This is a genomic window from Salininema proteolyticum (genome assembly GCF_042685645.1).
Lineage (GTDB): Bacteria > Actinomycetota > Actinomycetes > Mycobacteriales > Micromonosporaceae > Salininema > Salininema proteolyticum.
The window spans coordinates 930,315-953,058 of sequence record NZ_JBHUNX010000001.1 but is presented as its reverse complement, the minus strand read 5'-3'; the positions used below and the strand labels follow the sequence as shown (position 1 = coordinate 953,058).

Here is a 22,744-nt window from a genome sequence, read left to right as displayed (position 1 = left end):
CTTTTCCCACTTCAGACACTGAGACATCTCCAGTAATCCATGTCTGTATCTAATTACCCACCGCGCAATAACGATTTGACAACCAGGGTTCTGTTTCGCAGGCCACACGGGCAGTGTTTAACCATCAACCCGAAAATCCACTGTCCCACGGAGGATCTAGTGAAAACCTCAGCCAAAGCAGCCCTCGCCCTCGGCGCGGCGAGCACCCTGCTGCTCGCCGCGTGCGGCGAAGGGGGAGGCTCCGACACCAACGTCGGCGGCCTCGAAGAGTGCGACGACAACCCGAACACCTGCAACTCGGGCGAGCGGGCCGACGGCGGCGAGATCGTCGTCTCCATCCCGCAGGCCTGGGACGGTTGGTTCATCAACAAGTCCACCTCGAACTCGGTGTACCTGCGCTACCCGCTGTCGGTCATCGAGCCGCAGACCGGCGGGTTCCTGCCGGACCAGACGTACGAGCACGACATGGAGGCCATGGCCTCCGAGCCCGAGCTGATCTCCGAGGACCCGATGAAGGTCCGCTACGAGTTCAACCCGGACGCGGTGTGGAGCAACGGCGAGCCCATCGGCTCGATCGACGACTTCCTCCTCGAGTGGTACTCCAGCACCACCGACGAGGAGCTGTGCTCCCCGACCATCGACTGCGACCCGGTCGCCACCAGCTGGGGCGACAACGTCGAGTCGATCGAGGAGAACGACGGCGGCATCGAGGTCACCTACGCCGAGGGCTACCTCGACCCCGAGTGGATGATCGGCGTTCCGATCACCTACCCCGGCTCGGTCGCCACCGAGGAGGGCTTCGACTGGAAGAACGACCCCGAAGAGATGGCCAAGGCCATCGCCTGGTTCGACGAGACCGTCCCGACCTGGTCGGGCGGCGCCTACATGATCGAGGAGGGCTCGGTCGAAGAGGGCGACGCCGCCAAGCTGACTCTCGTGCCCAACGAGAACTGGTACGGCGAGACCAAGCCGACGCTGGACAAGATCCACATCAACGTCATCGGAAACGCCTCGTCGGCCCTCACGGCCTTCGAGAACGGTGAGGTCGACGTGATGTTCCCGCGCTTCGAGCCGGCCTTCGCCGAGCAGATCGGCGACGCCGAGCGGGCCGTGTCCACCATCCACGACGCCTCGGTGTGGGAGCACATCGACTTCAACACCCGCAGCGAGTTCCTCGACGACGTGGAGCTGCGCAAGGCCATGATGACCGCCATCGACGTCCAGGCCATCATCGACGCCACCTTCGGCCCCTACGTCGAGGACATGGAGCCGCGCAAGAACCACGTCTTCTCCGAGAACTCGCCCTACTTCGAGGACGCGATCTCCGAGTCCGGCACCGGCTCGGGCGACATCGACGCGGCCAAGAAGATCCTCGAGGACGCCGGCTACACCGGCGTGGGCGAGAAGCTCATGACTCCCGACGGCGAAGAGGTCAAGACCTTCAAGATGACGCACGGCGCCAGCGCCGAACTGCGCGGCATCGCCCTCAACGTCGCCAAGGACAACCTCGAAGAGCTCGGTATCTCCTCCGAGGTCGTCCCGAACGCGCCCGACGAGTTCGGCACCTCGCTGTCCAACGGCGAGTTCGACATGACCCTGTTCGGATGGAGCGGCACCCCGGCCTTCGCCGGCACGTCCTTCGCCTACTGGGCCACCGAGGGCGGCAACAACTACGGAGGATACTCCGACGAGGCCGTCGACGCCGCCGCCGAGAAGGCCCTGACCACCCTCGACATCGACGAGGCCGCGAAGCTCGAGAACGAGGCCTACAAGCTGGCCGCCGAGCAGTACTGGGTCCTGCCGACCCTGACGCAGCCCAACATCGTCGCGTGGGACAAGAACCTGGTCAACGTCCGTCCCAACGGATCCACCCAGGAGATCTCCCTCTACAACGTCGCGGAGTGGGGTTTCAAGGAGGGTTACGAGCAGTAGGAAGGCCTGAGCCTCCCTCTCTCGAACGACCGAACCGGGCCGGCATCGGACCGATCGCCGGCCCGGCCCTCCGTCCCGGGCCCTCCCGTCCACCTCCGCCGAGGGCCCACCGAAACCGACCGACAAGGCACCGCACATGCTCAAGTACTCCATACGGCGCCTGCTGATCATGATCCCCGTGATCCTGGCGGCCTCCTTCATCACGTTCACCCTCTCCAGTATGTCCACCGACCCGGTGGAGACCTACCGCGTCACCCTGCAGCAGCAGGCCGGCGAGCGCGACCTCAAGCCCGAGGACGTCGAGAACTCCGTCGAGCTCTACGCGCAGAAGTACTACTACGACCGGTCCTTCCCGGAGCGGTACTGGCTGTGGCTCACCGGGTTCGGCGACGACCGCGGGGACATGGGGATCATCCAGGGGGAGTTCGGGCCCTCCACCCGCGGCGACTCCTTCGACATCGGATCGGAGCTGGCCAAGCGGGTCTACCCGACCTTCAAGCTCATCTTCGCCGGCTCGGTGTTCTCCATAGGCCTGGCGATGATATTCGGAGTGATATCGGCCGTGCGGCAGTACCGGATGGTCGACTACGTCCTCACCACCGTCGGGTTCGTCTGCCTGGCCATGCCGACCTTCTGGTTCGCGGCGGTGGTCAAGGGCCTCGGCGTCAGCTTCAACAAGTCGACCGACACGAGCTTCTTCGGCACCGTCAACGACCGAAGTCAGGCGGGGACCGCGGACTTCACGACCTTCGACCACTTCATGGACCAGCTGGGGCACCTGGTGCTGCCAACGATCGTCCTCATGCTCACCGGTTACGCCGCCGCCAGCCGCTACCAGCGCTCGGCGATGCTGGAGGTGCTCCACTCGGACTACGTCCGCCTGGCCAGGGCGAAGGGCGTGCCGAACCGGACGGTGGTGCGGCGCCATGCCCTGCGCAACGCGCTGATCCCCATGGCTACGCTCGCCCCGGCCGCCATCGTCCTGTCCATCACCGGCGCCATCCTCACCGAGGCGATCTTCAACTGGGACGGGATGGGGCGGTTCTTCTCCACGTCGCTGACACGCGGCGACACCTTCGCCATCCAGGCGTTCCTGATCTTCTCCGGAGTGCTGACCGTGATCGCGGTCCTCATCTCCGACCTTCTGTACGGCGTTCTAGACCCGAGGATCCGTTATGAGTGACACCAAAGTCTCCTCCCGTCCGCAGGCGGCCTACGAGTCCGAGCAGCTGTTCTCCGAGGAGGTCAGCCTCACCAGGCTGGTCGCGCGCCGCTTCTTCCGCCACCGGATGGCGGTGATCTCGCTGTTCATCCTGGGCCTGTTCGTCGTCTTCGCGTTCGTCGGCCCGTTCTTCTACTGGTGGGAGCCGGGGCTGAAGCCCGCCGAGATCCCCAACGCGGGCCCGCCCAGCCCGGAGCACCCCATGGGCACCATCCGGGGCGCCGCCGACCAGATGGCCATGATCATGCAGGGCATCCAGACGTCCCTGAAGATCGCCGTCGTCGTCGCCGTCTGCGACGTCATCTTCGGTTCCCTGTGGGGGGCGGTCTCGGGCTACCTCGGGGGCGTCGTCGACGCGCTGATGATGCGCGTGGTGGACGTGCTGCTGATCATCCCGTTCCTGATCATCGCCGCCACCGTGGTCACCGCCTTCGGCGTTCCGCGCTGGTACCACATCGCCTTCACCATCGGCGTGCTCGGCTGGGTGGGGACGGCCCGACTGGTCAGGGCGGAGGTCCTGTCGCTCAAGCAGAGGGAGTTCATCGAGGCCTCGCAGGCCATGGGCTCCTCGACCCTCCGCATCGTGGTCAAGCACCTGCTGCCCAACGTCACGGGCATCATCCTGGTGTCGGCCACGCTGGCCATCGTCGTCGCGATCCTCACCGAGGCGGCCCTGTCGTTCCTCGGCCTGGGCCTGAACCTCCCCGAGGTGTCGCTCGGAATGCTGGTCGAGAGCGGGGTGGACGACATGGACAAGAAGCCGTGGCTGTTCTTCATCCCGGGTCTGACCCTGGTGGTGCTGCTGATGACGTTCAACTTCATCGGCGACGGCCTGCGCGACGCGTTCGACCCGCGCCAGACCATCCAGCGGAAGTAGGCCTCCCGGCCGCGATGAGAGAGCGTTGAAGGGGTCCCCGCCGCGGCGGGGACCCCTTCCTCTTCGTCGGGACGGCCGGCCGCCGGGGTCAGACGAGCCGGGCGTAGACCTTGATGTTGGAGGTCCCGCTGAGGGTGCGGGTCCAGGACTCGCGCTCGCCCTTGGGGCAGGCCTTGGGAGTGTAGAACGACTGGGAGCCGACCGAGCCGTAGACCTGGACGCAGTCGCCGTCGGCCTTCAGGTCCTTGTGCCAGCCCCGGATCGTGGTCTTCCCGCCCGAGCAGGTGACCTTCCAGTAGGCCTCGCCCGAGTAGCTGGGCCAGTATCCGAGGGTGACCTTCCTGCTGTCACCGCAGCTGGAGAGGATGGAGACGGAGGGTTCGCCGGCCGTCGGCCCGGAATCGTTCTCGGCGGCATGGACGGCCGCCGGTGTGGAGGCCATGACGGCCGCGAGTCCGAAGGCGGCCGAGAACCGCCGCAGAGCGTTCATCGTGGAAAGCTCCTTTCTCAAGAGAGGACTTTCCTCCGATTCTAGGGAGCCCCGTCACACGGGATTGCAGAATCCCATTGCGCCACTTCCCGAAACGGACCATGCATGTGAAGTATCGACAAAAGTCTCCACCTGGTTCCGGGTCGGGACGCGACGAGACCCCGGCCGCTCGGGCCGGGGTCTCGGTGATGTTCCGGTTCGTCCTAGTGGAACGAGTCTCCGCACGCGCAGGAGCCCTGGGCGTTCGGGTTGTCGATGGTGAAGCCCTGCTGCTGGATGGTGTCGGCGAAATCGATCGACGCGCCGATCAGGTAGGGGTGGCTCATCTTGTCCACGACGACCTCGAAGCCGTCGTAGGTGAACACCTTGTCGTCATCGCGGCGGTCGGTGTCGAAGTAGAGGCCGTAGCGCAGGCCGGAACAACCGCCGGGGGAGACCTCGACGCGGAGGGCCAGGCCCTGTTCGTTCTCCTGCTCGATGAGGGCTTTGACCTTCTCGGCGGCAGTGTCGGTCAGCACCACACCGGTGGCGGCTTCGGCAGTCTGTTGGCTCACGTCTGGCTCCCTCTCGGTACTCTTAGATGACTTCTCAACCTTATCCAACGTCTCCTCATTCTGCACTATTCCCGTCGCGCCGTGACACCGGCTCGTGAGGATTCCCATTCCCGTGCCGCCCGCGAGGCCAGAGCCCGCAGGTCCAGGCTGCCCTGGGGCAGGCGGTAGACCGCGGTGGACTCCGCCAGGCGCTCCGCTCCCGTCTGCGGCGCCATGACCAGCGCCTCCTTGTCGAACTTGTCGGCCAGGTCGAGCAGGTGCGAGGCGAGGCTGTCGGACTGCGCGTCGGTGCCGGTGACGACGAGGTCGGCCTCCCGCACGTGCTGGTCGAGGCCGAAGCTCTCCCCTATATAGGCGACGGCCGGCACCAGGTCGGCGCCCAGCGCTGCGAGCGCGAAGCCGAGTCCTCCCCCGGAGGCCGTCCCGGAGCGCCCCTGCAGGTTGTGCTGCCCGAGCAGCGCCTGGACCAGGCTGGCGACGTAGACCTGGGGCGCTTCGAGCCGCGGGTCGCCGCGCAGCTCGGACAGCGGCCGGGAGGTGTCGGTCACCGCGGTGACGGCGACGGGCCGTCCGTCGGGGGCCGTCAGTCCCACGGTCTTCTCGCGGGAGGGGTAGGAGAGGGAGGCCGCCTGCGTGAAGTACTGCGGCGAGGGGTGGAGCACGCGGCCGTCGGCGTCGCGCAGGCTCCAGCCCAGGGCCCCGAGCATGCCCATGCCCAGGTCCTGGGTGAGCGTTCCGCCGAGGCCTATGACCAGGCGCGTGTGCCCGGACTCGACGGCGTGGCCCATGAGGTGCCCCAGTCCGGTCGAGGAGGCGGTCGCCGGGTCGGCGTCGGCCGAGCAGGTGTGCGCCGCTTCGAGGTAGGCGGTCGTGCCGTCGGACAAGTAGTAAGCGGTGACGGAGGATCCGCCGGAACCGGGGACCGTGAGGTCCACGATCCGCATGTCCCCGTCGAGCGCGCCGACCGTCGCGAGGAAGCCCCGGCCTCCGGTGGAGAGGGGCAGCCGGTCGACGGTGTCGCCGGGGCGCACGCTGGTCCACCCCTCGGCGAGGGCCTTGGCGGCCTGCGGCGCGGAGCGGGTGATGGATTCAGGGGCGATGAGAACTCGCATGACCCCAAGATACGGCGCCGCGGCCAGTTTGCCACCGTTCATTGGAGTTCCCCTAGGTATCCTCCTCACTATCGCGCCGTCGCCCTGCGTGCCCGGGGGCGGCCGGCCCGGGACCGCTCAGAGTCCCCGAATGGGCCCGCTCGGTGTGAAGCGGGTTATGGCGAGGTGAATCCCGGGGTGTGGTGTGTAAGACTGGGGGAATGACCGGTTTTGCAGAACCATCACCCACCCAGACGGCCCTCTTGCTGCTGGGACGCGGTTCCGACTCCGACAGCGAGCGCGGGGTCGACTGCCCCGGCGACCTCCCCCCGGCCTCCGACCCCACCCTGCTGGAACGGGCCCGGGTCGCCAAGGAGAAGCTCGGAGACCGCCTGTTCATCCTCGGCCACCACTACCAGCGCGACGAGGTCATCCAGTTCGCCGACGTGACCGGAGACTCGTTCAAGCTGGCCCAGCAGGCCGCGGCGCGCCCGGAGGCGGAGTACATCGTCTTCTGCGGCGTGCACTTCATGGCCGAGTCGGCCGACATCCTGACCACCGCCGACCAGAAGGTCGTCCTGCCCGACTTGGCCGCCGGCTGCTCCATGGCCGACATGGCGACCGCCTCGCAGGTGGACCAGTGCTGGGCCGACCTGGAGGCCTCCGGGGTGGCCGACGACGTGCTGCCCATGACGTACATGAACTCCTCGGCGGCCATCAAGGCCTTCGTGGGGCGCCATGACGGCGTCGTGTGCACCTCCTCCAACGCCAAGCGGGCCCTGGACTGGGCCTATGAGCGCAAGGGGAAGGTCCTCTTCCTCCCCGACCAGCACCTGGGCCGCAACACAGTGGTCCGCGAGATGGGCTTCGACCTGGACGACTGCGTGCTGTACAACCCGTTCAAGCCCAACGGGGGCCTGACGGAGCGGGAGCTGCGCGACGCGAAGATCATCCTGTGGCGCGGGCACTGCTCGGTCCACGGGCGCTTCACCCTCGACTGCGTCGAGGAGATGCGCCGGAAGGACCCCGAGGTCAACATCCTCGTCCACCCCGAGTGCAAGCACGAGGTGGTGGAGGCCGCCGACTACGTCGGGTCCACCGAGTACATCATCCGCGCGCTGGCCGACGCCGAGCCGGGCAGCTCGTGGGCCGTGGGCACGGAACTGAACCTGGTGCGCCGGCTGGCGAACGAGCACCCGGACAAGAACATCTCGTTCCTGGACCGGACCGTGTGCTACTGCTCCACGATGAACCGCATCGACCTGCCCCACCTGGTGTGGGCCCTGGAAGAGCTCGTCGAGGGGCGGGTGCCCAACGTCATCAGCGTCGAGCCCGGCGAGGCCGCCGCGGCCCGCAAGGCGCTGGACCGGATGCTCGCCCTACCGTAGGGCACGGGCCCCCGACGACCGAGGACGGCCGTCTCGCGAGGTCGAGGGAGACCCGCGGGGCGGCCGTCCCGCGTCCGGAACCGGTCCGTGCCCCCGGAGCACTCCGGAGCGCTCCGGCGGACGCCCGGGCGCGGAAACGGCCCCGGTCCGCGCCGACGACGGCCTTTCCGGGTGACGAAGCGTGTTACCGTGGGATGCCGCCGGGAGTAGGGGTGGTATCCATAATCACTGTCCGTTTCGTCCCGGGTCACACGTCCTCACAGAGCGCCATCGGCTATTGTGAAGGCGCTTCTTTATCCTTATTCTCTGGTGCCGAGGAGAACTCTTGAACGACAAAGCTGGAGCCCCCGAAGACGTACTGATCGTCCACGGCGGCGCGCCCCTCGAGGGCGAAGTGACCGTGCGGGGCGCGAAGAACCTCGTCTCCAAGGCCATGGTCGCCGCCCTACTGGGCACCACGCCCTCCACCCTCAAGAGCGTGCCGAAGATCCGCGACGTCGAGGTGGTCACGGGACTCCTGCGCGTCCACGGCGTCGAGGTCGACCTCGACGGCGACACCCTGCACATGGACCCCACCAGGGTGGAGCTGGCCGGCACCGAGGAGATCAACGTCCACGCCGGCTCCAGCCGCATCCCGATCCTCTTCTGCGGGCCCCTCCTGCACCGCCTCGGCAAGGCCTTCATCCCCGACCTCGGCGGCTGCAACATCGGCGGCCGCCCGATCGACTTCCACATCGAGGCTCTGCGCCACTTCGGCGCGCAGGTCGACAAGTCCGCCGAGGGCATGCACCTGAGCGCGCCGGAGCGTCTCAAGGGCATCCAGTACGAGCTGGACTACCCCTCGGTCGGCGCCACCGAGCAGATCCTGCTCACCGCCGTTCTCGCCGAGGGCACCACGGAGCTGCGCAACGCCGCCATCGAGCCGGAGATCATGGACCTGATCGCCATCCTCCAGCAGATGGGCGCGATCATCCAGGTCCACACCAACCGCGTCATCGAGATCGTGGGCGTCGACGAGCTGCACGGCTACTCGCACCGCGCGATCCCCGACCGCATCGAGGCCGCCAGCTGGGCCTCGGCCGCCCTCGCCACGCGCGGCGACGTCTTCGTCAAGGGCGCCAAGCAGGCGGACATGATGACGTTCCTCAACGTCTACCGCTCCATCGGCGGCGAGTTCACCATCGACGACACCCCGGACACCGGCGGCATCCGCTTCTGGCACCCGGGCGGGGAGCTCAAGCCCGTCGCCCTGGAGACCGACGTGCACCCGGGCCTCATGACCGACTGGCAGCAGCCGATCGTCGTCGCCCTGACCCAGGCCAACGGCCTGTCGATCATGCACGAGACGGTCTACGAGAGCCGCTTCGGCTACACGCGGGAGCTGCGCCAGATGGGCGCCAACATCGAGCTGTACTCGCAGTGCCTGGGCGGGACGCCCTGCCGCTGGGGACGGCGCAACTTCCAGCACTCCGCCGTCATCGCCGGGCCGACCAAGCTCTACGGCGCCGACGTGCAGATCCCCGACCTGCGGGCCGGCTTCAGCCACCTGATCGCGGCGCTCGCCGCGGAGGGCACCAGCCGGATCTACGGCGTCGACCGCTTCATCACGCGCGGCTACGAGGACTTCGAGGCCAAGCTCAGCGGCCTCGGCGCCAACGTCGAGCGTCCGTAACGGGCCCGCCGTTCCGGTATGACTGTATTAATACGACCGTATTAATACAGTCATACCGGAACGGCGGCGCCGTACGCGGGCGGTCCGGTCGCCGGATCCCCATAGGAGTCGGGAGGCCGCCGGGTTCTGTGGCGAACTCGGCGGCCTCCTCTGTGCGCGGAGCCCGGGCGCCCGGCTAAGCTTGTATCCGATCAATCCACCTCCTTTTTGCAGAAAGGGCGAGTGCACCGTGGCGAAAAAGCCCGAGAAAGCCACTGACAAGGCCGAGGACCCTGTCGAGGAGACCGCCGAGGAACGGCGCGCGACCGACAAGAAGGGCAAGGCCACGCCCAAACAGCCGAAGAAGCAGAAGGCCCGCCCTCCGGCCAACCCGCCCATGAGCTACAAGGAGATGCGGCAGCAGCGCAAGGCCGCCACTCCCAAGTCCAAGGAGGAGAAGAAGGCCTTCCGCGACGCGCGCCGCAGCGAGCGCGCGAAGATCAGCGAGGGCCAGTGGCGCGGCGACCCGCTCTACGACCAGTACCACCTGCCCCGCGACAAGGGCAAGGTCCGCCTGCTGGCGCGCGACATCGTCGACTCGCGCCGCAACGTGGCCCAGTACCTGTTCTTCTTCGCCATCGCCCTGCTGATCCTCTCCCCCGTGATCGCCACGGGCATCGGCGCCTACGGCAACCTCGCGATCAACCTCATCTGGCTGGTCATCCTCCTCTCCGTGGTCGTCGACTCGGTGATCCTGGTCCGCAAGACCAAGCGGCTGGTCAACAAGCGCTATCCGGACAACTCCGAGCGCTCGGCCGGCCTGGCCTGGTACGTCATCTCCCGGTCGATCATGTTCCGCTCCATGCGTCAGCCGCGGATCCGCATGACGTACAAGGCGAAGGAAGACGACCTGGGCAAGGTCATCAAGGACTGACCGCCGTCCCTCCCCGAGGGGAGGGACGCACCGCGACGACGCCCGAGTCCGTCCCCGACGGATCTCGGGCGTTCTCGATCAATGCGGGAGGCGCCCGCCGACGGCGCTCGAACGCCCTCCCGACCGCCCGGCGCGGAAGGAGTCGGCTCGGGAATCGCGCTGAGGCGCATGGAACAACGCTCGCGAGGGAGGCGCGGGGTCCCCGCGTTCTGTAGTATATAGGCCACGGGCCGGAACGCCGGCCTCCCCATTTACTCTTGCCCTGAGACCTGAGCGAAAGCGGTAGCCGTGGCCGATGTCGCCTCCGACCTGCGCGCGGGACTGGCCCGGGAGACCGGGTCGTTGGATCCCGAGTCCCTGCAGCACGCCGTCCTGGACTCCGCCGTAGTCCGGCGTATCCAGGAGGAGGCGACGATCCGGATCCGCCACTACGAGAACGACGCCGACCAGTCGCGTCTGTACGGGGTGCGCTCGGTGGCCTCGCGCATGCTCGGCCAGACCGACGCGGCCGAGACCGACGCGATCACGGGCCTCACGTCGGCCGAGGCCGTCGGGGCGGACTACCTGCTGTCGCCGGCCCGGGCCCGCCTGGCGGAGGCGCTGCGGGCGAAGAAGCGGTTCGGCGAGGCCGACCGGCTCTACGCCCTGGCCGAACGCGGCGAGATCCCCATGACCCTGGTGGGCGCCGTCCGCGCCTACGCCGGTCTCTGCGCGTTGCAGGGAGGCCGGGCGGCCGAGGCGCTGGTGCGCTTCGAGGAGGCCGTCGAGGACAACTCCCACGAGTTCATCCTGCACATCGTCGAGACGGGCATAGCGACGCTGGAGAAGCGGCTCCCGGCGGACGGGTTCGGCCCGCTGCCGAGGCCGTGGCCGGAGCGGGCCGGATTCCCCGCCCCCGAGGCATTCCAGGACCCGCAGTCGGGCCTGTGGGGGTTCCTCTCCCCCGACGGTTCATCGGTGCGCATCGCGGCGCAGTTCGCGAACGCGGGCTCCTTCCGGGGAGGGATCGCGGCGGTCAAGACCGACCGCTGGGGAGCGGTGGACCGCGCGGGGAACCTCGTGGTGCCGCTGATCTACGACTCGCTGTACACCCCTACGGTCGGCGGCGTGACCATCACCGGTTTCGTCGCCGGGGCGGCGGTGGCGGCCCAGCACGGCAAGACGGGCGTGGTCGGCCGGACCGGCCGGGTCATCGTGCCGTTCCGGTACCGGACGATCGTCGCGCACGCCGCCGGATATGTGGCCACAATAGACGGTTATTCGTGGGCGGCCCTGTCGCACGACGGCCGGGACGTCGCGACAATGCTGGCGACGCAGGAGGACGCGGTCGCCAGGCTCGACGGCCTCATCGTCATCGACGACGGGCCGCTGTAGCCGTATTCCCGATCGTGCGGAGATTACAACGGCCTCTCCCCCGTGAAACCGTCCTAGCCGAGCGGTAAGCTGGAGCCCATGGAGAACCGTCATCTGGGCCGTTCCGGCCTCGTCATCACCGAACTCGCTTACGGCAACTGGATCACCCACGGCGGACAGGTCGAGGAGGACTCGGCCGTCGCCTGCGTCAACGCGGCTCTCGACGAGGGCATCACCACCTTCGACACCGCCGACGTCTACGCGCGCGGCGCCGCCGAAGAGGTCCTCGGCAGGGCCCTTAAGGGCCAGCGCCGCGACGGCCTGGAGATCTTCACGAAGGTCTACTGGCCCATGGGAGAGGGCAAGAACGACCGCGGCCTGTCGCGCAAGCACATCATGGCCTCGATCGACGACTCGCTGCGCCGCCTGCAGACCGACTACGTCGACCTCTACCAGGCCCACCGCTTCGACCACGACGCTCCGCTGGAGGAGACGATGCAGGCCTTCGCCGACATCGTCCACGCCGGCAAGGCGCACTACATCGGCGTCAGCGAGTGGACCGCCGACCAGATCCGCCGGGCCCACTCGCTCGCGCGGGACCTGAACATCCAGCTGGTGTCCAACCAGCCGCAGTACTCCGCCCTGTGGCGCGTCATCGAGGACGAGGTCATCCCCGCCTCGATGGAGCTGGGCATGGGCCAGATCGTCTGGTCCCCCCTGGCCCAGGGCGTCCTGACCGGCAAGTACAAGCCGGGCCAGGAGCCGCCGGCCGGCACGCGCGGCTCGCACGAGCGCTACGGCGGCTTCATGAAGAACACCCTGGAGAAGCCGGGCCTGCTGGAGGCCGTCCAGGAGCTGGAGCCCATCGCGGCCGACCACGGCCTGTCCATGGCGCAGCTGGCGCTGGCCTGGGTCCTGCACAACCCGGCGATCTCGGCGGCCATCATCGGCGCCACGCGCCCCGAGCAGGTCAAGGACAATGTCAAGGCCTCGGGCGTGAAGCTCGACCGGGACGCCTACGAGAAGATCAACGAGATCCTCGACCCTGTCAGCCAGAAGGACCCGAACCTGACCGTCTCGCCCAAGCCGCGCGCTTAGGCGCCGGCCTCCCGCCGGAACTCGGCATCCGCCCGGGCGACGATCTCCTCGGACTTCGCGAGGAGGTCGTCGCCCGCGGCGTTCAGCCACTCGATGCGGCCGTCGCGCTTGAACCAGGAGCGCTGCCGGCGCACGAAGCGGCGGGTCTTGGACACCGTCTCGGCGTGGGCCTGGGCCTCGGAGCACTCTCCGGCCAGGAACTTCAGGACCTGCTGGTAGCCCAGGGCGCGGGAGGCCGTGCGGCCCTCGCGGAGGCCGCGGGACTCCAGTTCGCGGGTCTCGCCGATCAGGCCGCGCTCCCACATGAGGTCGACGCGGCGCTCGATCCGCTCGTCGAGCGCGGGGGTGTCCATGTCCACCCCGACGCGCACGGCCGGATAGTAAGGCCGCGGCTCGGGCAGGGTCGCCTTGAACGAACCGGTCAGCTCGATGACCTCCAGGGCCCGCACGATGCGCCGCCCGTTGGACGGCAGGATGCCCTCGGCGGCCTCGGCGTCCTTCTCCCTCAGGCGCCTCCACAGCGTTCCGGAGCCCTTCTCCTCCAGCTCGGCCTCCAGCCGGGCGCGCAGTTCGGGGTCCGTGCCGGGGAACTCCATGACGTCGGCGGCGGCCTGGACGTAGAGGCCCGACCCGCCGACCAGCACCGGACGCCTTCCGCGGGCGGCGATGTCCTCGATCGCGGCGCGGGCGGCGGCCTGGTAGCGAGCGACGTCGGCGGGCTCGGTGACGTCCCAGAGGTCGAAGGCATGGTGGGGAACACCACGCTTCTCCTCCTCGGTGATCTTGGCCGTCCCGATGTCCATACCCCGGTAGAGCTGCATGGAGTCGGCGTTGACGACCTCGCCGCCGATCCTCTCGGCGAGCGCGACCGACAGCGCGGTCTTGCCGGCCGCGGTGGGGCCTACGACCACGGCCAGCGGCAGCGGTAGGCTAGGGTGGTCACTACCGTATCGATTCAACTCACTGCCCTTTCGATTCGGAGAGTCGGGCGCCTGGTAGGCGCGACGTGGATGGGCGGTTTGCCGCATTTTCCGCGACCTTGGATCGGACCCCGGTAGGCGGCCGGCTTTTACCCACCGTAAAGTACGGCTAGAACTCCCTTGAAACACGTGTGAAGGATTTGAGATTAGCGCGATGAGTGAAGTTGGAGACCTCACCCGCTTCGGCCGGGTCGATGCCGATGGGACTGTCTACCTGAAAAACTCCGCCGGAGAGCGTGCGATCGGCTCATGGCAGGCAGGAACCCCCGAGGAAGGACTAGCCCACTTCGCACGCAAGTTCGAGGACCTCGTGACCGAGGTGGACCTGATCGCCGCGCGCCTGAACTCGGATTCGGCGGACGTGGAGCAGGCCTCCGCGCAGTTGCGGAAGATCGGCGAAGGACTCGGCGAGGCCGCCGTCATCGGCGACGTCGACGCGCTCTCGAAGCGGGTCGACGACCTGGCCGAGCACGCCGAGGCGCGCGTCTCGGAGTTCAAGGCCGCCAAGGAGGCCGAGAAGGCCGAGGCCCTGGCCGCCAAGGAGGCGCTGGTCGCCGAGGCCGAGGAGCTCTCGGGCCGCGAGGGCCAGTGGAAGGCCACCGGCGAGCGGTTCAGCGCCATGGTCGACGAGTGGAAGTCGATCCACGGCGTCGACCGCAAGGCCGACCAGAAGCTCTGGCGCCGCTTCTCCGCCGCGCGCGACGCCTTCACCCGGCGCCGCGGGGCCTACTTCTCGCAGCTGGACTCCGAGAGGAAGGTCTACGCCGCGAAGAAGGAGGAGCTGATCAAGCGCGCCGAGGAGCTGGCCGACTCCACCGACTGGGGCCCGACCGCCGACGCGCTCAAGGGCCTCATGACCGAGTGGAAAGAGGTCGGCCGCCTGGCTCCCGACGCGGAGCAGAAGGCCTGGAAGCGCTTCCGCGCCGCCAATGACAAGTTCTTCGACGCCCGCTCGGCCGTGTTCAGCGCCCGCGACGCGGAGTACGAGAACAACCTCAAGGAGAAGGAGGTCCTTCTCCAGCAGGCCGAGGCCATCGACATCGACGCCGACCCCAAGGCCGCCCAGCAGAAGTTCCGCGAGATCCAGGGTTCCTGGGGCGAGATCGGCCCCGTGCCGCGCAAGGCCCACGCCAAGACGCAGCGCCGCCTGCGCAAGGTGGAGGACGCCCTGCGCGACGCCATGGACTCCGCCTGGCGCAAGGTCCCCGTCGAGGACAACCCGCTGCTGAAGCAGATGCGCCAGCAGGTCCAGGAGGCCGAGGAGAAGCTGGAGCGGGCCAAGGCCGACGGCGACGCCAAGCGCGTCAAGAAGGCCGAGGAAGAGCTGGCCTCCAAGAAGAAGTTCCTGGAGCTGGCCGAAGCCGCTAAGTGACGACCGCCCGGACGGGGCGCCGACGCTGAGGGAAAGGGGCGGAGACCCGCGGGTCTCCGCCCCTTTCCGCATGCGGGGCACCGGTTTCGCCATACCGGGCGGTTGACTGCCGCTCGGGCGCGGACATAGACTGTGGCGGACTGTGAAGCACCGACTCCGTATGGAAGTGAGGCCGGACCATGTCCCTGCCGTCCCCGTCCCAGCCGCTCCCCGACTGCTTCCTCCCCACCGAGGGGGTCTTCAACTTCCGCGACGTCGGCGGCCTCGCCACCCTCGACGGGCACCGCATTCGCACAGGCGTGCTCCTGCGCTCCGACAACTGGAAGCACGCCACCGCCTCCGACCTGGAGTACGCGCACGGCGAGGCGAAGATCCGCCACATCGTCGACCTGCGCCGCGAGGCCGAGCGGCGCGACCACGGAGTCTTCCCCGCCTCCGGGATCCAGACGCTTCACCACCTCGAACTCGTCCACCTGCCCTGGCAGCGCTTCGACTTCACCGACGCCGACCCGGTCTCCGAGAGCGAGAAGAGGCGCTTCCTCGCCCAGCGCTACGCCTCCATGCTGGAGTCGGGCTGGGAGGGGGTCCGCGACTCGCTGAACGTCATCGCCGACGGCGAGACGACCCTCGTCCACTGCATGGCGGGCAAGGACCGCACCGGCATCGTCGTGGCGGTGGCCCTGGCCCTGGCCGGGGTGAGCGACGAGGACATCGCGGCCGACTACGAGCTGACGACCTTCGGCACGCGGCGGTGGAAGGCCTTCCGCGACGCGAAGTACGGCCCGCCCCGGCACGACAGGGTGAAGCCCAGCCGCGCCGAGTGCATGATCGAGGCCTTCCAGCTGGTGCGGGAGCGCTTCCGGTCCATGGAGACCTACGCGAAGGTCATCGGCTTCGAGAGGGTGGAGGACCTGCGCGAGGCACTCGTGGAATAGGGCGGCGTCACGCAGAGCGATGAACCGACGGGTGTTTGAACAGGAAGTATAGAGAAAATCAGTTGCCTGATCATCCCGTCGGGATTATCGTGTTGCGGTGACGTCATCCTCAGAACCTCCCAGTAAGGCATCGGACAGCGAACCGAATCCGGATTCCGGGGCGTCCCGCCCCCTCAGACAGCTCTGGCGCATCAAGAGCTACTGCTACCCCTACCGCTACCGGTTCGTCGGCCTCTGGAGCATCGCGCTGGTGTCGATCGTCCTCGCCAGCGTCATCCCGCGCCTGATCGGCTTCGCCATCGACGGCCCCATCGCCTCCGGCGACGGCGAGGGGCTGCTGCGGTGGGGAGCGCTCCTCCTCGCGGTGGGCATCCTGGAGGCCGTCACCGTTTGGGGCCGCCGCCACCTCCAGACGATCACGGCCATGGCGGTGGAGGCGGACATGCGTTCCGCGGTCTACCACAAGCTCCAGACGCTCCACACCGGTTTCCACGACCGTCACATGGGCGGCCAGCTCCTCTCGCGGGCGACGACCGACCTGGCCATGGTCCGCCGCTTCTTCGCCGGCGGCCTCGTCTTCTTCCTGCACGGCGTCCTCATGACGCTGTTCGTCTTCGTCCAGCTCTTCCTCATCGACTGGCGCCTGGCCCTGTTCAGCGCCGTCTCGCTCGTCCCCGTCTACCTGGCCGGGCGCCGCTTCTTCCGCGACTACATCCCCAAGGCGCGGCAGCTGCAGAACAAGCTGGGCGACATCGCCTCGGCCGCCGAGGAGTCCGCGCAGGGCCTGCGCGCCATCAAGGCCATGGGGCGCGGACCGCACATGGCCGGGCGCTTCGACCGCGAGGTCGAGGAGGCCCGCCGGATCGCCCTGTCCAAGGAGGACGTGGCGGCGCGCTCCTGGTCGGTCTTCGACGGGGTCGGTACCGCCGCCGTCGGTTTCGTGCTCGTCGTCGGAGTCCTCCTGGTCACCCGCGGCGAGATGACCGTCGGCGAGCTGACGGCCTACATGCTGCTGCAGATGATGCTGCTGTGGCCCATGGAGGCCCTCGGCTGGGTGCTCGCGCACCTCAACGAGGCGGCCACCGCCTCCGACCGCGTCTACGACATCCTCGACGCCGAGCCGGCCATCACCCAGCCCGAGTCCCCGGTCGTCCTGCAGAGGCCCCGCGGCAGGCTGGTCTTCGAGAACGTCGGCTTCACCTACCCGGAGAACCCGCGCGCGATCCTCCGGGACGTCGACCTGGAGCTGCGGCCGGGCGAGACCCTGGCCCTGGCGGGCAAGACCGGCAGCGGCAAGACCACCCTGGCGCACCTGCCCTCCCGCCTGGCCGACCCGACCGCCGGGCGGGTCACCCTGGACGGCACCGACGTCCGGGACCTCGACCTGACGCAGCTGCGGTCGGTCGTCGCCACGGCCTTCGAGGAGCCGACGCTGTTCTCCATGAGCGTCCGGGAGAACCTCGCGCTGGGGCGCCCCGACGCCTCCGACGAGGACGTGCGCGAGGCGCTGCGCGTCGCCCAGGCCGAGTTCGTGCTGGACCTCCCCTACGGGCTCGACACCCGGGTCGGGGAGCAGGGCCTCTCGCTCTCCGGCGGGCAGCGCCAGCGGCTGGCCCTGGCGCGGGCGGTCCTCGTCAGGCCGACCGTCCTCATCCTCGACGACCCGCTCTCCGCCCTCGACGTCCACACCGAGGAACTGGTCGAACGAGCCCTGGCGACCGTCCTCACCGAAACGACCGCGCTCGTCGTCGTCCACCGGCCCTCCACGGTCGCCCTGGCCGACCGGGTCGCCCTGCTCGACGGCGGCACCATAGCGGCCGTCGGCACCCACGCCGAGCTGATGGCCACCTGCCCGCGGTACGTGGACGTGCTGTCCGCCGGCGACGCGGAAGACGAGAGAGAGGAGGTCTCGGCATGAGCCTCGACCAGAAGACCGCGCCCGCCGAGAGGGCCGAGGCGGAGGACTGGAAGGGCCGCTCGGACGACGCCGACGCCGAGCGCACCCTCGCCGAGTCCGACGACCAGGCCTCCCTCGTCCGCATCCGCAGGCGCAGCTTCCACCTCCTGGGGTGGATGCTGAACCCGCACAAGAGGGCCATGGTGACGCTCGGGGCGATGCTCGTGGTGGGCACCCTCGCGAGCCTCGCCGGGCCGTTCCTCGCCATGCTGGCCATCGACCACGCCATCCCGCAGATCACCGAGCGGGGCTCCTACACCTACCTGATCTGGATCGCGGTGGCCTTCGCGCTCATCTCGGTCGTCTACTACGCCAGCACCCGCCTGTTCATCGTCTACTCCGCCAAGATCAGCCAGGAGATGCTCGCGCGCCTGCGCAAACGCGTGTTCCGCAAGTTCCAGCAACTCTCGGTGTCCTTCCACGAGCGCTTCACCTCGGGCCGCGTGGTCTCGCGGCAGACGTCGGACATGGAGTCGATCAACGAACTGGCCTCCCAGGGGGCCGAGGAACTGATCGTCTCCAGCCTCAGCATCGTCGTCATCGGCGCGGTGCTGGCCGTCATGGACCCGGTGCTCGCGCTGGCCGCGTTCGTCGCGATCCCGTGCATGATCGTGCTGGCGCGCTGGTTCTCGCGCGTCTCCGCCATCGCCTACCGGCGCTCGCGAGAGACCGTGGCGGACCTGATCGTGTACTTCGTGGAGTCCATGGGAGGCATCAAGGCCGTCCAGTCCTACCGCCGCGAGGACCGCGACCGCGAGATCTTCCACCGGCTCAACCAGGCCAACCGATACGCCCAGGCCAAGGGCTTCAAGCACAACGCGAAGTTCGGCGGCGGCACCAAGCTCATCGGCAACGCCGTGATCGTGGGGGTCCTGCTCTTCGGCGGATGGCGCGTCATGAACGGCGACACCGAGATCGGCGTGCTGGCGGCCTTCGTCCTCTACCTGAAGCGGTTCTTCGACCCGATCCAGGAGCTGGCGATGTTCTACAACACCCTCCAGTCGGGCAGCGCCGCGCTGGAGAAGCTCTCGGGCGTCCTCGACGAACCGGTCGAGGTGGCCGACCCGGAGCGGCCCGAACCGCTGGGCACCGCGCGAGGCGAGGTGGTCTTCACCGACGTCGAGTTCCGCTACCGGGACGACGAGGTGGTCCTGCCGGGCCTGAACCTGACCGTCCCGGCCGGGCAGACGGTGGCGATGGTGGGCGCGACGGGCGCGGGCAAGACGACGATCGCGAAGCTCGTCTCCCGCTTCTACGACCCGAACAAGGGCCGCGTGGAGCTGGACGGCCGCGACCTGAGGGACCTCTCCGACGAGGACCTCCGGGCCAACGTCGTCCTCATCACCCAGGAGAACTTCCTCTTCGACGGGACGATCGCGGAGAACATCGAGCTGGGCCGGCCCGGAGCCGACCGCGAGGAGATCGAGCGCGCCGCCAAGGTCGTGGGCGCCGACGAGTTCGTCCGCGACCTGCCCGAGGGCTTCGACACGCACGTCAAGAAGCGCGGCGGGCGGCTTTCGGCGGGACAGCGCCAGCTGGTCGTCTTCGCGCGGGCCGTCCTGGCCGACCCGCGCGTCCTCATCCTCGACGAGGCGACGTCCTCACTGGACATTCCTTCGGAGAGGCTGGTGCAGCGGGCGCTCAAGACGATCCTGGCCGACCGCACGGCGGTCATCATCGCCCACCGGCTGTCGACGGTGGAGATCGCCGACCGCGTGCTCGTACTCGACTCCGGCCGGATCACCGAGGACGGCAGTCCGAGCGAGCTGACAGCCGGAGAGGGCGGCTACGCGCGCCTGCACCGCCAGTGGGAGGACAGCCTCGTGTAGGCGACGCCCCGTCGCGAGGGACGCCCGTCGAGACCGACGGCTCCGTCTCGACCGTCTAGGCGGGCCCTCCGCTGAGGGGGGCGGCCTCGCCCGAGCCCGTGCTCAGGCGAGGTCGTCCCCCTCGACGGAGCGGACCAGTCCCCGCAGGTTCTCGATCCGGTCGTTCAGGCCGTCGATGACGACCGGGTCGCCGATGTCGGCGAAGACCTCGCGGACCTCCGCCGCCACCTCCAGGGCCGCGCGCGGCCGGCGCGAGTAGCAGAAGAGGGCGATGAGCCGGAGGCCGGTGCCGATGATCCTGTCCTCGTCGCGCATGGGGTTGAGGACGAACCCCTGCCAGGCGCTGTGGCAGTCGTCGATGAGGTCGTCCCACAGCGCCGCCTGCGCCTCGTCGACCGATACCGCCATGCCGTCCTCGCCGTACTCGGTGAGGAGGTCCATCATGGCCTCTTTGAGCTGGGAGCGCTGGTCCAGCGTCTCGGCGAGCTCGAGTCCGCAGAGGTGGCTGTAGTCGGGGTTCCGCTCGAACTCCTTGGACTCCACGGCCAGCCGCTGGACGAGGTCGCTGAACTCCTCGCAGCGGTCGCCGAAGTTCCCCAGCACTCCGCCGGTCTCCCAGAGGATCCACGTGCGCCGGCGAATCATCTGGGCCGCTCGCGGCATGTACCCCGCCTCCTCCGCCACGGCGGCTCCCTTCACCAGGGCCTCCACGGCGCTGTCGAAGTCCTCCATCCCCTCGTGGAGGCCGGCGATCGTCTCCCAGACGTCGAAGGAGAACGTGGCGGAGGCGGTGGTCCGAACGCCGTCGTCGTAGAGCCTCAGCGCCTCCCGGGCGTGGGCGAGGGCCTCCTCGTGCCGTTCCAGGGCGAGACCGGCCTGTGCGAGTCCGAAGTGGGCGGTGAGGACCAGCCACGGCTGGTCGGCGGCGACCCGTTCGCCCAGGAGCAGCGCGGACCTGCTGTGGCTCTCCGCGGCATGCGGATCGCCCCGGTGCAGGGCGGCCTCGGCGACGATGGCATGCGCGTGCCCGACGTTGAGCGGACTCTCGTCGGCGACGCCGGCCGCTATCGCCGTCCGCGCGAGCCTGGACGCTTCGAGGACCTCCCCCAGGGCCTCGGCGACGATGGCGGAGTGGAGGTGGATGTGGCAGACGAGGTCCGGGTCCTCTCCCTCGGCGCAGTGCTCTCGGGCCACCGCGAAGACCTCGCGCGCCGCCGGGAACCCCTCGTCGGCCGGGGTCTCGGTGTCGTCATAGGCGAGGTGGAGGGCGTAGGAATGGGCCGTGCGGCAGACCAGGTCCGGTTCGCCGGAGGCGACGGCCGCTTCATAGGCTTTGCGCAGTCCGTCCTTGAGTTCGCCGGGCGCGGCCGCGAAGTCGGCGACCACGGCGTGGATCATGGCCTTGCGGCCGTGCACCCACGGTTCGGACGGCAGGCCGTTCAGGAGGTCGAGGAAGTTGCCGCAGCGGCGGACGTAGAGGGCGCCCTCCTCCTCCGACTCGAAGTTCCCGTACTGCGCTACGAGGGCGTTGGCGGCCGCCGCGGCCGCCCATTGAGCACCGTCGCCGTGGACGAGGCCGACGGCGCGGTCGAACGCCTCGGACGACTCGGCGCGCACGTCCTCGCCGTTCCACGCGCGGACGCGGAGTTCCTGGCTCGCTGTGAGGAGCGAGGAGAGGGGTTCGGGTGCTGCGGGGTTCTCGTCGGGGCGTGGAGCGGAGTCCATCGAACTCTCCTCGAATGGGCGTGAACAATACGCGCACATCTTAATCGGACGGTGCGACAGGCTCTGATCCCAGAGACGGACGGTCAGCGGCGAGGGCGGTGTCCCCGGGGAGGGTCGGCCGCAGGGCACCGCGGAGCCCCCGCGGCCCGGGGCCGGCGCCGCGTCGCGACGCCGGGAAGCGGATCAGGAAAGCCGGAATGCGCCATCGGGCCCATCCCGCATTCGGGCGCCCTGAGGCCTGCGTGAACAGGTGGTGCTTCGCGAACTCTTGCAGCGCAAGGGCATACCCGGTTTACATAGACATAGTTCTATGTTAATGTTCGTGCATTCGACCTGCGGCCCCCGGAAGGTTCGCCAGAGGAGCACTGACATGAGGAAGATCCTGAGAACCACCCTGGCCACCGTCGCCGGGCTCACCATGACGGCCGTGGCCTCGACTCCCGTTCTCGCCCAGGCCGACCCGCCCGGGCAGACGGCGGCGCCCGACATCTCCGTCGACGACGTCATGGGCCACCTCGACCGGTTCCAGCGGATCGCCGACGCCAACGGCGGCGACCGGTCGTCCGGCTCGCCCGGCTACGCCGCCTCGGCCGACTACGTGGCCGAGAGCCTTGAGGAGGCCGGCTTCAACGTCACCCGGCAGACGTGCACGACCTGCACCTCTCCCGACGACAACATCATCGCCGACTGGCCCGGCGGGGACGCCTCGTCGGTCATCATGCTCGGCGGCCACCTCGACGGAGTCCGCTACGGCCCCGGCATCAACGACAACGGCTCCGGATCGGCGGCGCTGCTGGAGGTGGCGCTCACCCTCGCCGAGAACGACCCCGCGACGGCCAAGCACGTCCGCTTCGGCTGGTGGGCCGACGAGGAGCGCGGCCTCAACGGCTCCCAACACTACGTCGCCAGCGGGGCGGCGAACGACGTCGAGGCCTACCTCAACTTCGACATGGTCGGCTCCCCCAACGCCGGGTACTTCCTCAACGGGTCCCAGCCCTACACCGACGCGCTCGGCGCGCACCTGACCGAGTCCGGCAAGCCCCCGGAACCGACCCAGGAGTGCTGCACCGACGACATCCCCTTCCAGCGGGCCGGAATCCCGACCGCCGGACTGTTCACCGGGGCCGGAGCCACCAAGACCCCCGCGCAGGCGCAGAAGTGGGGCGGCACGGCCTACCGGCCGTTCGACCCGTGCTACCACTCCTCCTGCGACTCCTACCCGTCGAACATCAACGCCGAGGCGCTGGACATCATGTCCGACGCCATCGCCGTGGGGCTGTGGGAACTGGCCGTGGACGACTCCTACTCTCCCGCGAGGCGGTGACCGCGGAGAAACGGGAATGCGCCACTCGCCGC

18 protein-coding genes are annotated in these 22,744 nt (G+C 68.8%); 13 read left to right on the top strand and 5 right to left on the bottom strand.

Features of this window, described 5'->3' with window-relative positions:
• The first annotated feature begins 159 nt into the window (after window positions 1-159).
• From ACFTE1_RS04510 to ACFTE1_RS04500, 3 genes are all read left to right on the top strand, one after another.
• Complete coding sequence (locus ACFTE1_RS04510; protein ID WP_380618582.1) at window positions 160-1,932, top strand: ABC transporter family substrate-binding protein; 1,773 nt, start codon at window positions 160-162, stop codon at window positions 1,930-1,932.
• Between the two features lie 136 nt (window positions 1,933-2,068).
• A complete protein-coding gene (locus ACFTE1_RS04505; RefSeq protein WP_380618584.1) occupies window positions 2,069-3,115 on the top strand; it encodes an ABC transporter permease in 1,047 nt (348 codons plus the stop codon).
• The gene (locus ACFTE1_RS04500) at window positions 3,108-4,031 is read left to right on the top strand and encodes an ABC transporter permease (protein WP_380618586.1); all 924 of its coding nucleotides are present in this window, start codon (window positions 3,108-3,110) and stop codon (window positions 4,029-4,031) included. The genes ACFTE1_RS04505 and ACFTE1_RS04500 overlap by 8 nt, the downstream gene beginning before the upstream one ends.
• A gap of 88 nt (window positions 4,032-4,119) precedes the next feature.
• Here the strand turns inward: ACFTE1_RS04500 and ACFTE1_RS04495 are convergent, their stop codons facing one another.
• From ACFTE1_RS04495 to ACFTE1_RS04485, 3 genes are all read right to left on the bottom strand, one after another.
• Window positions 4,120-4,521 carry a hypothetical protein gene (locus ACFTE1_RS04495; RefSeq protein ID WP_380618588.1) on the bottom strand — a complete coding sequence of 134 codons (402 nt, stop codon included), beginning with the start codon at window positions 4,519-4,521 and terminating at the stop codon, window positions 4,120-4,122.
• A 203-nt stretch (window positions 4,522-4,724) separates the two neighbouring features.
• Complete coding sequence (gene erpA / locus ACFTE1_RS04490; RefSeq protein ID WP_380618590.1) at window positions 4,725-5,075, bottom strand: iron-sulfur cluster insertion protein ErpA; 351 nt, start codon at window positions 5,073-5,075, stop codon at window positions 4,725-4,727.
• A gap of 65 nt (window positions 5,076-5,140) precedes the next feature.
• Entirely contained in the window at window positions 5,141-6,187 is a 1,047-nt protein-coding gene (locus tag ACFTE1_RS04485; RefSeq protein ID WP_380618592.1) for a glycerate kinase, read from the bottom strand.
• A gap of 200 nt (window positions 6,188-6,387) precedes the next feature.
• On the opposite strand from ACFTE1_RS04485, the gene nadA reads away from it, so the two are divergent.
• The 5 genes from nadA (at window position 6,388) to ACFTE1_RS04460 (ending at window position 12,590) form a co-directional block, all read left to right on the top strand.
• Window positions 6,388-7,554: a quinolinate synthase NadA gene (gene nadA, locus ACFTE1_RS04480; RefSeq protein WP_380618594.1), complete on the top strand. Its 1,167-nt coding sequence runs from the start codon at window positions 6,388-6,390 to the stop codon at window positions 7,552-7,554.
• Window positions 7,555-7,879: 325 nt separating this feature from the next.
• Window positions 7,880-9,226, top strand: a complete 1,347-nt coding sequence (gene murA, locus ACFTE1_RS04475) for a UDP-N-acetylglucosamine 1-carboxyvinyltransferase (protein ID WP_380618596.1) — start codon at window positions 7,880-7,882, stop codon at window positions 9,224-9,226.
• 229 nt (window positions 9,227-9,455) lie between these two features.
• The gene (locus tag ACFTE1_RS04470; RefSeq protein WP_380618598.1) at window positions 9,456-10,139 is read left to right on the top strand and encodes a DUF3043 domain-containing protein; all 684 of its coding nucleotides are present in this window, start codon (window positions 9,456-9,458) and stop codon (window positions 10,137-10,139) included.
• Between the two features lie 288 nt (window positions 10,140-10,427).
• On the top strand, window positions 10,428-11,513 hold the full coding sequence (locus tag ACFTE1_RS04465; protein WP_380618600.1) for a WG repeat-containing protein: 1,086 nt from the start codon (window positions 10,428-10,430) through the stop codon (window positions 11,511-11,513).
• Between the two features lie 78 nt (window positions 11,514-11,591).
• Window positions 11,592-12,590 (top strand): aldo/keto reductase family protein, encoded by a 999-nt coding sequence (locus tag ACFTE1_RS04460; RefSeq protein WP_380618602.1) that lies wholly within the window; start codon window positions 11,592-11,594, stop codon window positions 12,588-12,590.
• Here the strand turns inward: ACFTE1_RS04460 and miaA are convergent.
• Window positions 12,587-13,618: a tRNA (adenosine(37)-N6)-dimethylallyltransferase MiaA gene (gene miaA, locus ACFTE1_RS04455; protein ID WP_380762598.1), complete on the bottom strand. Its 1,032-nt coding sequence runs from the start codon at window positions 13,616-13,618 to the stop codon at window positions 12,587-12,589. The genes ACFTE1_RS04460 and miaA overlap by 4 nt on opposite strands.
• Window positions 13,619-13,724: 106 nt before the next feature.
• Here miaA and ACFTE1_RS04450 point away from each other — a divergent pair, with 106 nt between their 5' ends.
• The 4 genes from ACFTE1_RS04450 to ACFTE1_RS04435 all read left to right on the top strand — a co-directional run bounded on the left by ACFTE1_RS04450 (window position 13,725) and on the right by ACFTE1_RS04435 (window position 19,663).
• Entirely contained in the window at window positions 13,725-14,942 is a 1,218-nt protein-coding gene (locus ACFTE1_RS04450; protein WP_380618606.1) for a DUF349 domain-containing protein, read from the top strand.
• A 179-nt stretch (window positions 14,943-15,121) separates the two neighbouring features.
• Window positions 15,122-15,877 carry a tyrosine-protein phosphatase gene (locus ACFTE1_RS04445; RefSeq protein ID WP_380618608.1) on the top strand — a complete coding sequence of 252 codons (756 nt, stop codon included), beginning with the start codon at window positions 15,122-15,124 and terminating at the stop codon, window positions 15,875-15,877.
• Between the two features lie 97 nt (window positions 15,878-15,974).
• The gene (locus ACFTE1_RS04440; protein ID WP_380618610.1) at window positions 15,975-17,795 is read left to right on the top strand and encodes an ABC transporter ATP-binding protein; all 1,821 of its coding nucleotides are present in this window, start codon (window positions 15,975-15,977) and stop codon (window positions 17,793-17,795) included.
• Window positions 17,792-19,663, top strand: a complete 1,872-nt coding sequence (locus ACFTE1_RS04435; RefSeq protein ID WP_380618612.1) for an ABC transporter ATP-binding protein — start codon at window positions 17,792-17,794, stop codon at window positions 19,661-19,663. Before ACFTE1_RS04440 ends, ACFTE1_RS04435 begins: the two co-directional genes overlap by 4 nt.
• Window positions 19,664-19,765: 102 nt before the next feature.
• On the opposite strand, the gene ACFTE1_RS04430 is transcribed toward ACFTE1_RS04435, so the two are convergent.
• Window positions 19,766-21,388 carry a hypothetical protein gene (locus ACFTE1_RS04430; protein ID WP_380618614.1) on the bottom strand — a complete coding sequence of 541 codons (1,623 nt, stop codon included), beginning with the start codon at window positions 21,386-21,388 and terminating at the stop codon, window positions 19,766-19,768.
• A 370-nt stretch (window positions 21,389-21,758) separates the two neighbouring features.
• Here ACFTE1_RS04430 and ACFTE1_RS04425 point away from each other — a divergent pair, with 370 nt between their 5' ends.
• Window positions 21,759-22,712 (top strand): M20/M25/M40 family metallo-hydrolase, encoded by a 954-nt coding sequence (locus ACFTE1_RS04425; protein ID WP_380618616.1) that lies wholly within the window; start codon window positions 21,759-21,761, stop codon window positions 22,710-22,712.
• Window positions 22,713-22,744: the final 32 nt, after the last annotated feature.

Bases quoted from the DNA above. Each gene is read 5' to 3' on its own strand.
- ACFTE1_RS04500 (WP_380618586.1), top strand. From the start codon at position 3,108: ATGAGTGACACCAAAGTCTCCTCCCGTCCGCAGGCGGCCTACGAGTCC.
- ACFTE1_RS04495 (WP_380618588.1), bottom strand. From the start codon at position 4,521: ATGAACGCTCTGCGGCGGTTCTCGGCCGCCTTCGGACTCGCGGCCGTC.
- ACFTE1_RS04435 (WP_380618612.1), top strand. From the start codon at position 17,792: ATGAGCCTCGACCAGAAGACCGCGCCCGCCGAGAGGGCCGAGGCGGAG.
- miaA (WP_380762598.1), bottom strand. From the start codon at position 13,618: ATGCGGCAAACCGCCCATCCACGTCGCGCCTACCAGGCGCCCGACTCT.
- ACFTE1_RS04430 (WP_380618614.1), bottom strand. From the start codon at position 21,388: ATGGACTCCGCTCCACGCCCCGACGAGAACCCCGCAGCACCCGAACCC.
- ACFTE1_RS04505 (WP_380618584.1), top strand. From the start codon at position 2,069: ATGCTCAAGTACTCCATACGGCGCCTGCTGATCATGATCCCCGTGATC.
- ACFTE1_RS04460 (WP_380618602.1), top strand. From the start codon at position 11,592: ATGGAGAACCGTCATCTGGGCCGTTCCGGCCTCGTCATCACCGAACTC.
- nadA (WP_380618594.1), top strand. From the start codon at position 6,388: ATGACCGGTTTTGCAGAACCATCACCCACCCAGACGGCCCTCTTGCTG.
- ACFTE1_RS04485 (WP_380618592.1), bottom strand. From the start codon at position 6,187: ATGCGAGTTCTCATCGCCCCTGAATCCATCACCCGCTCCGCGCCGCAG.
- ACFTE1_RS04445 (WP_380618608.1), top strand. From the start codon at position 15,122: ATGTCCCTGCCGTCCCCGTCCCAGCCGCTCCCCGACTGCTTCCTCCCC.
- ACFTE1_RS04425 (WP_380618616.1), top strand. From the start codon at position 21,759: ATGAGGAAGATCCTGAGAACCACCCTGGCCACCGTCGCCGGGCTCACC.
- ACFTE1_RS04450 (WP_380618606.1), top strand. From the start codon at position 13,725: ATGAGTGAAGTTGGAGACCTCACCCGCTTCGGCCGGGTCGATGCCGAT.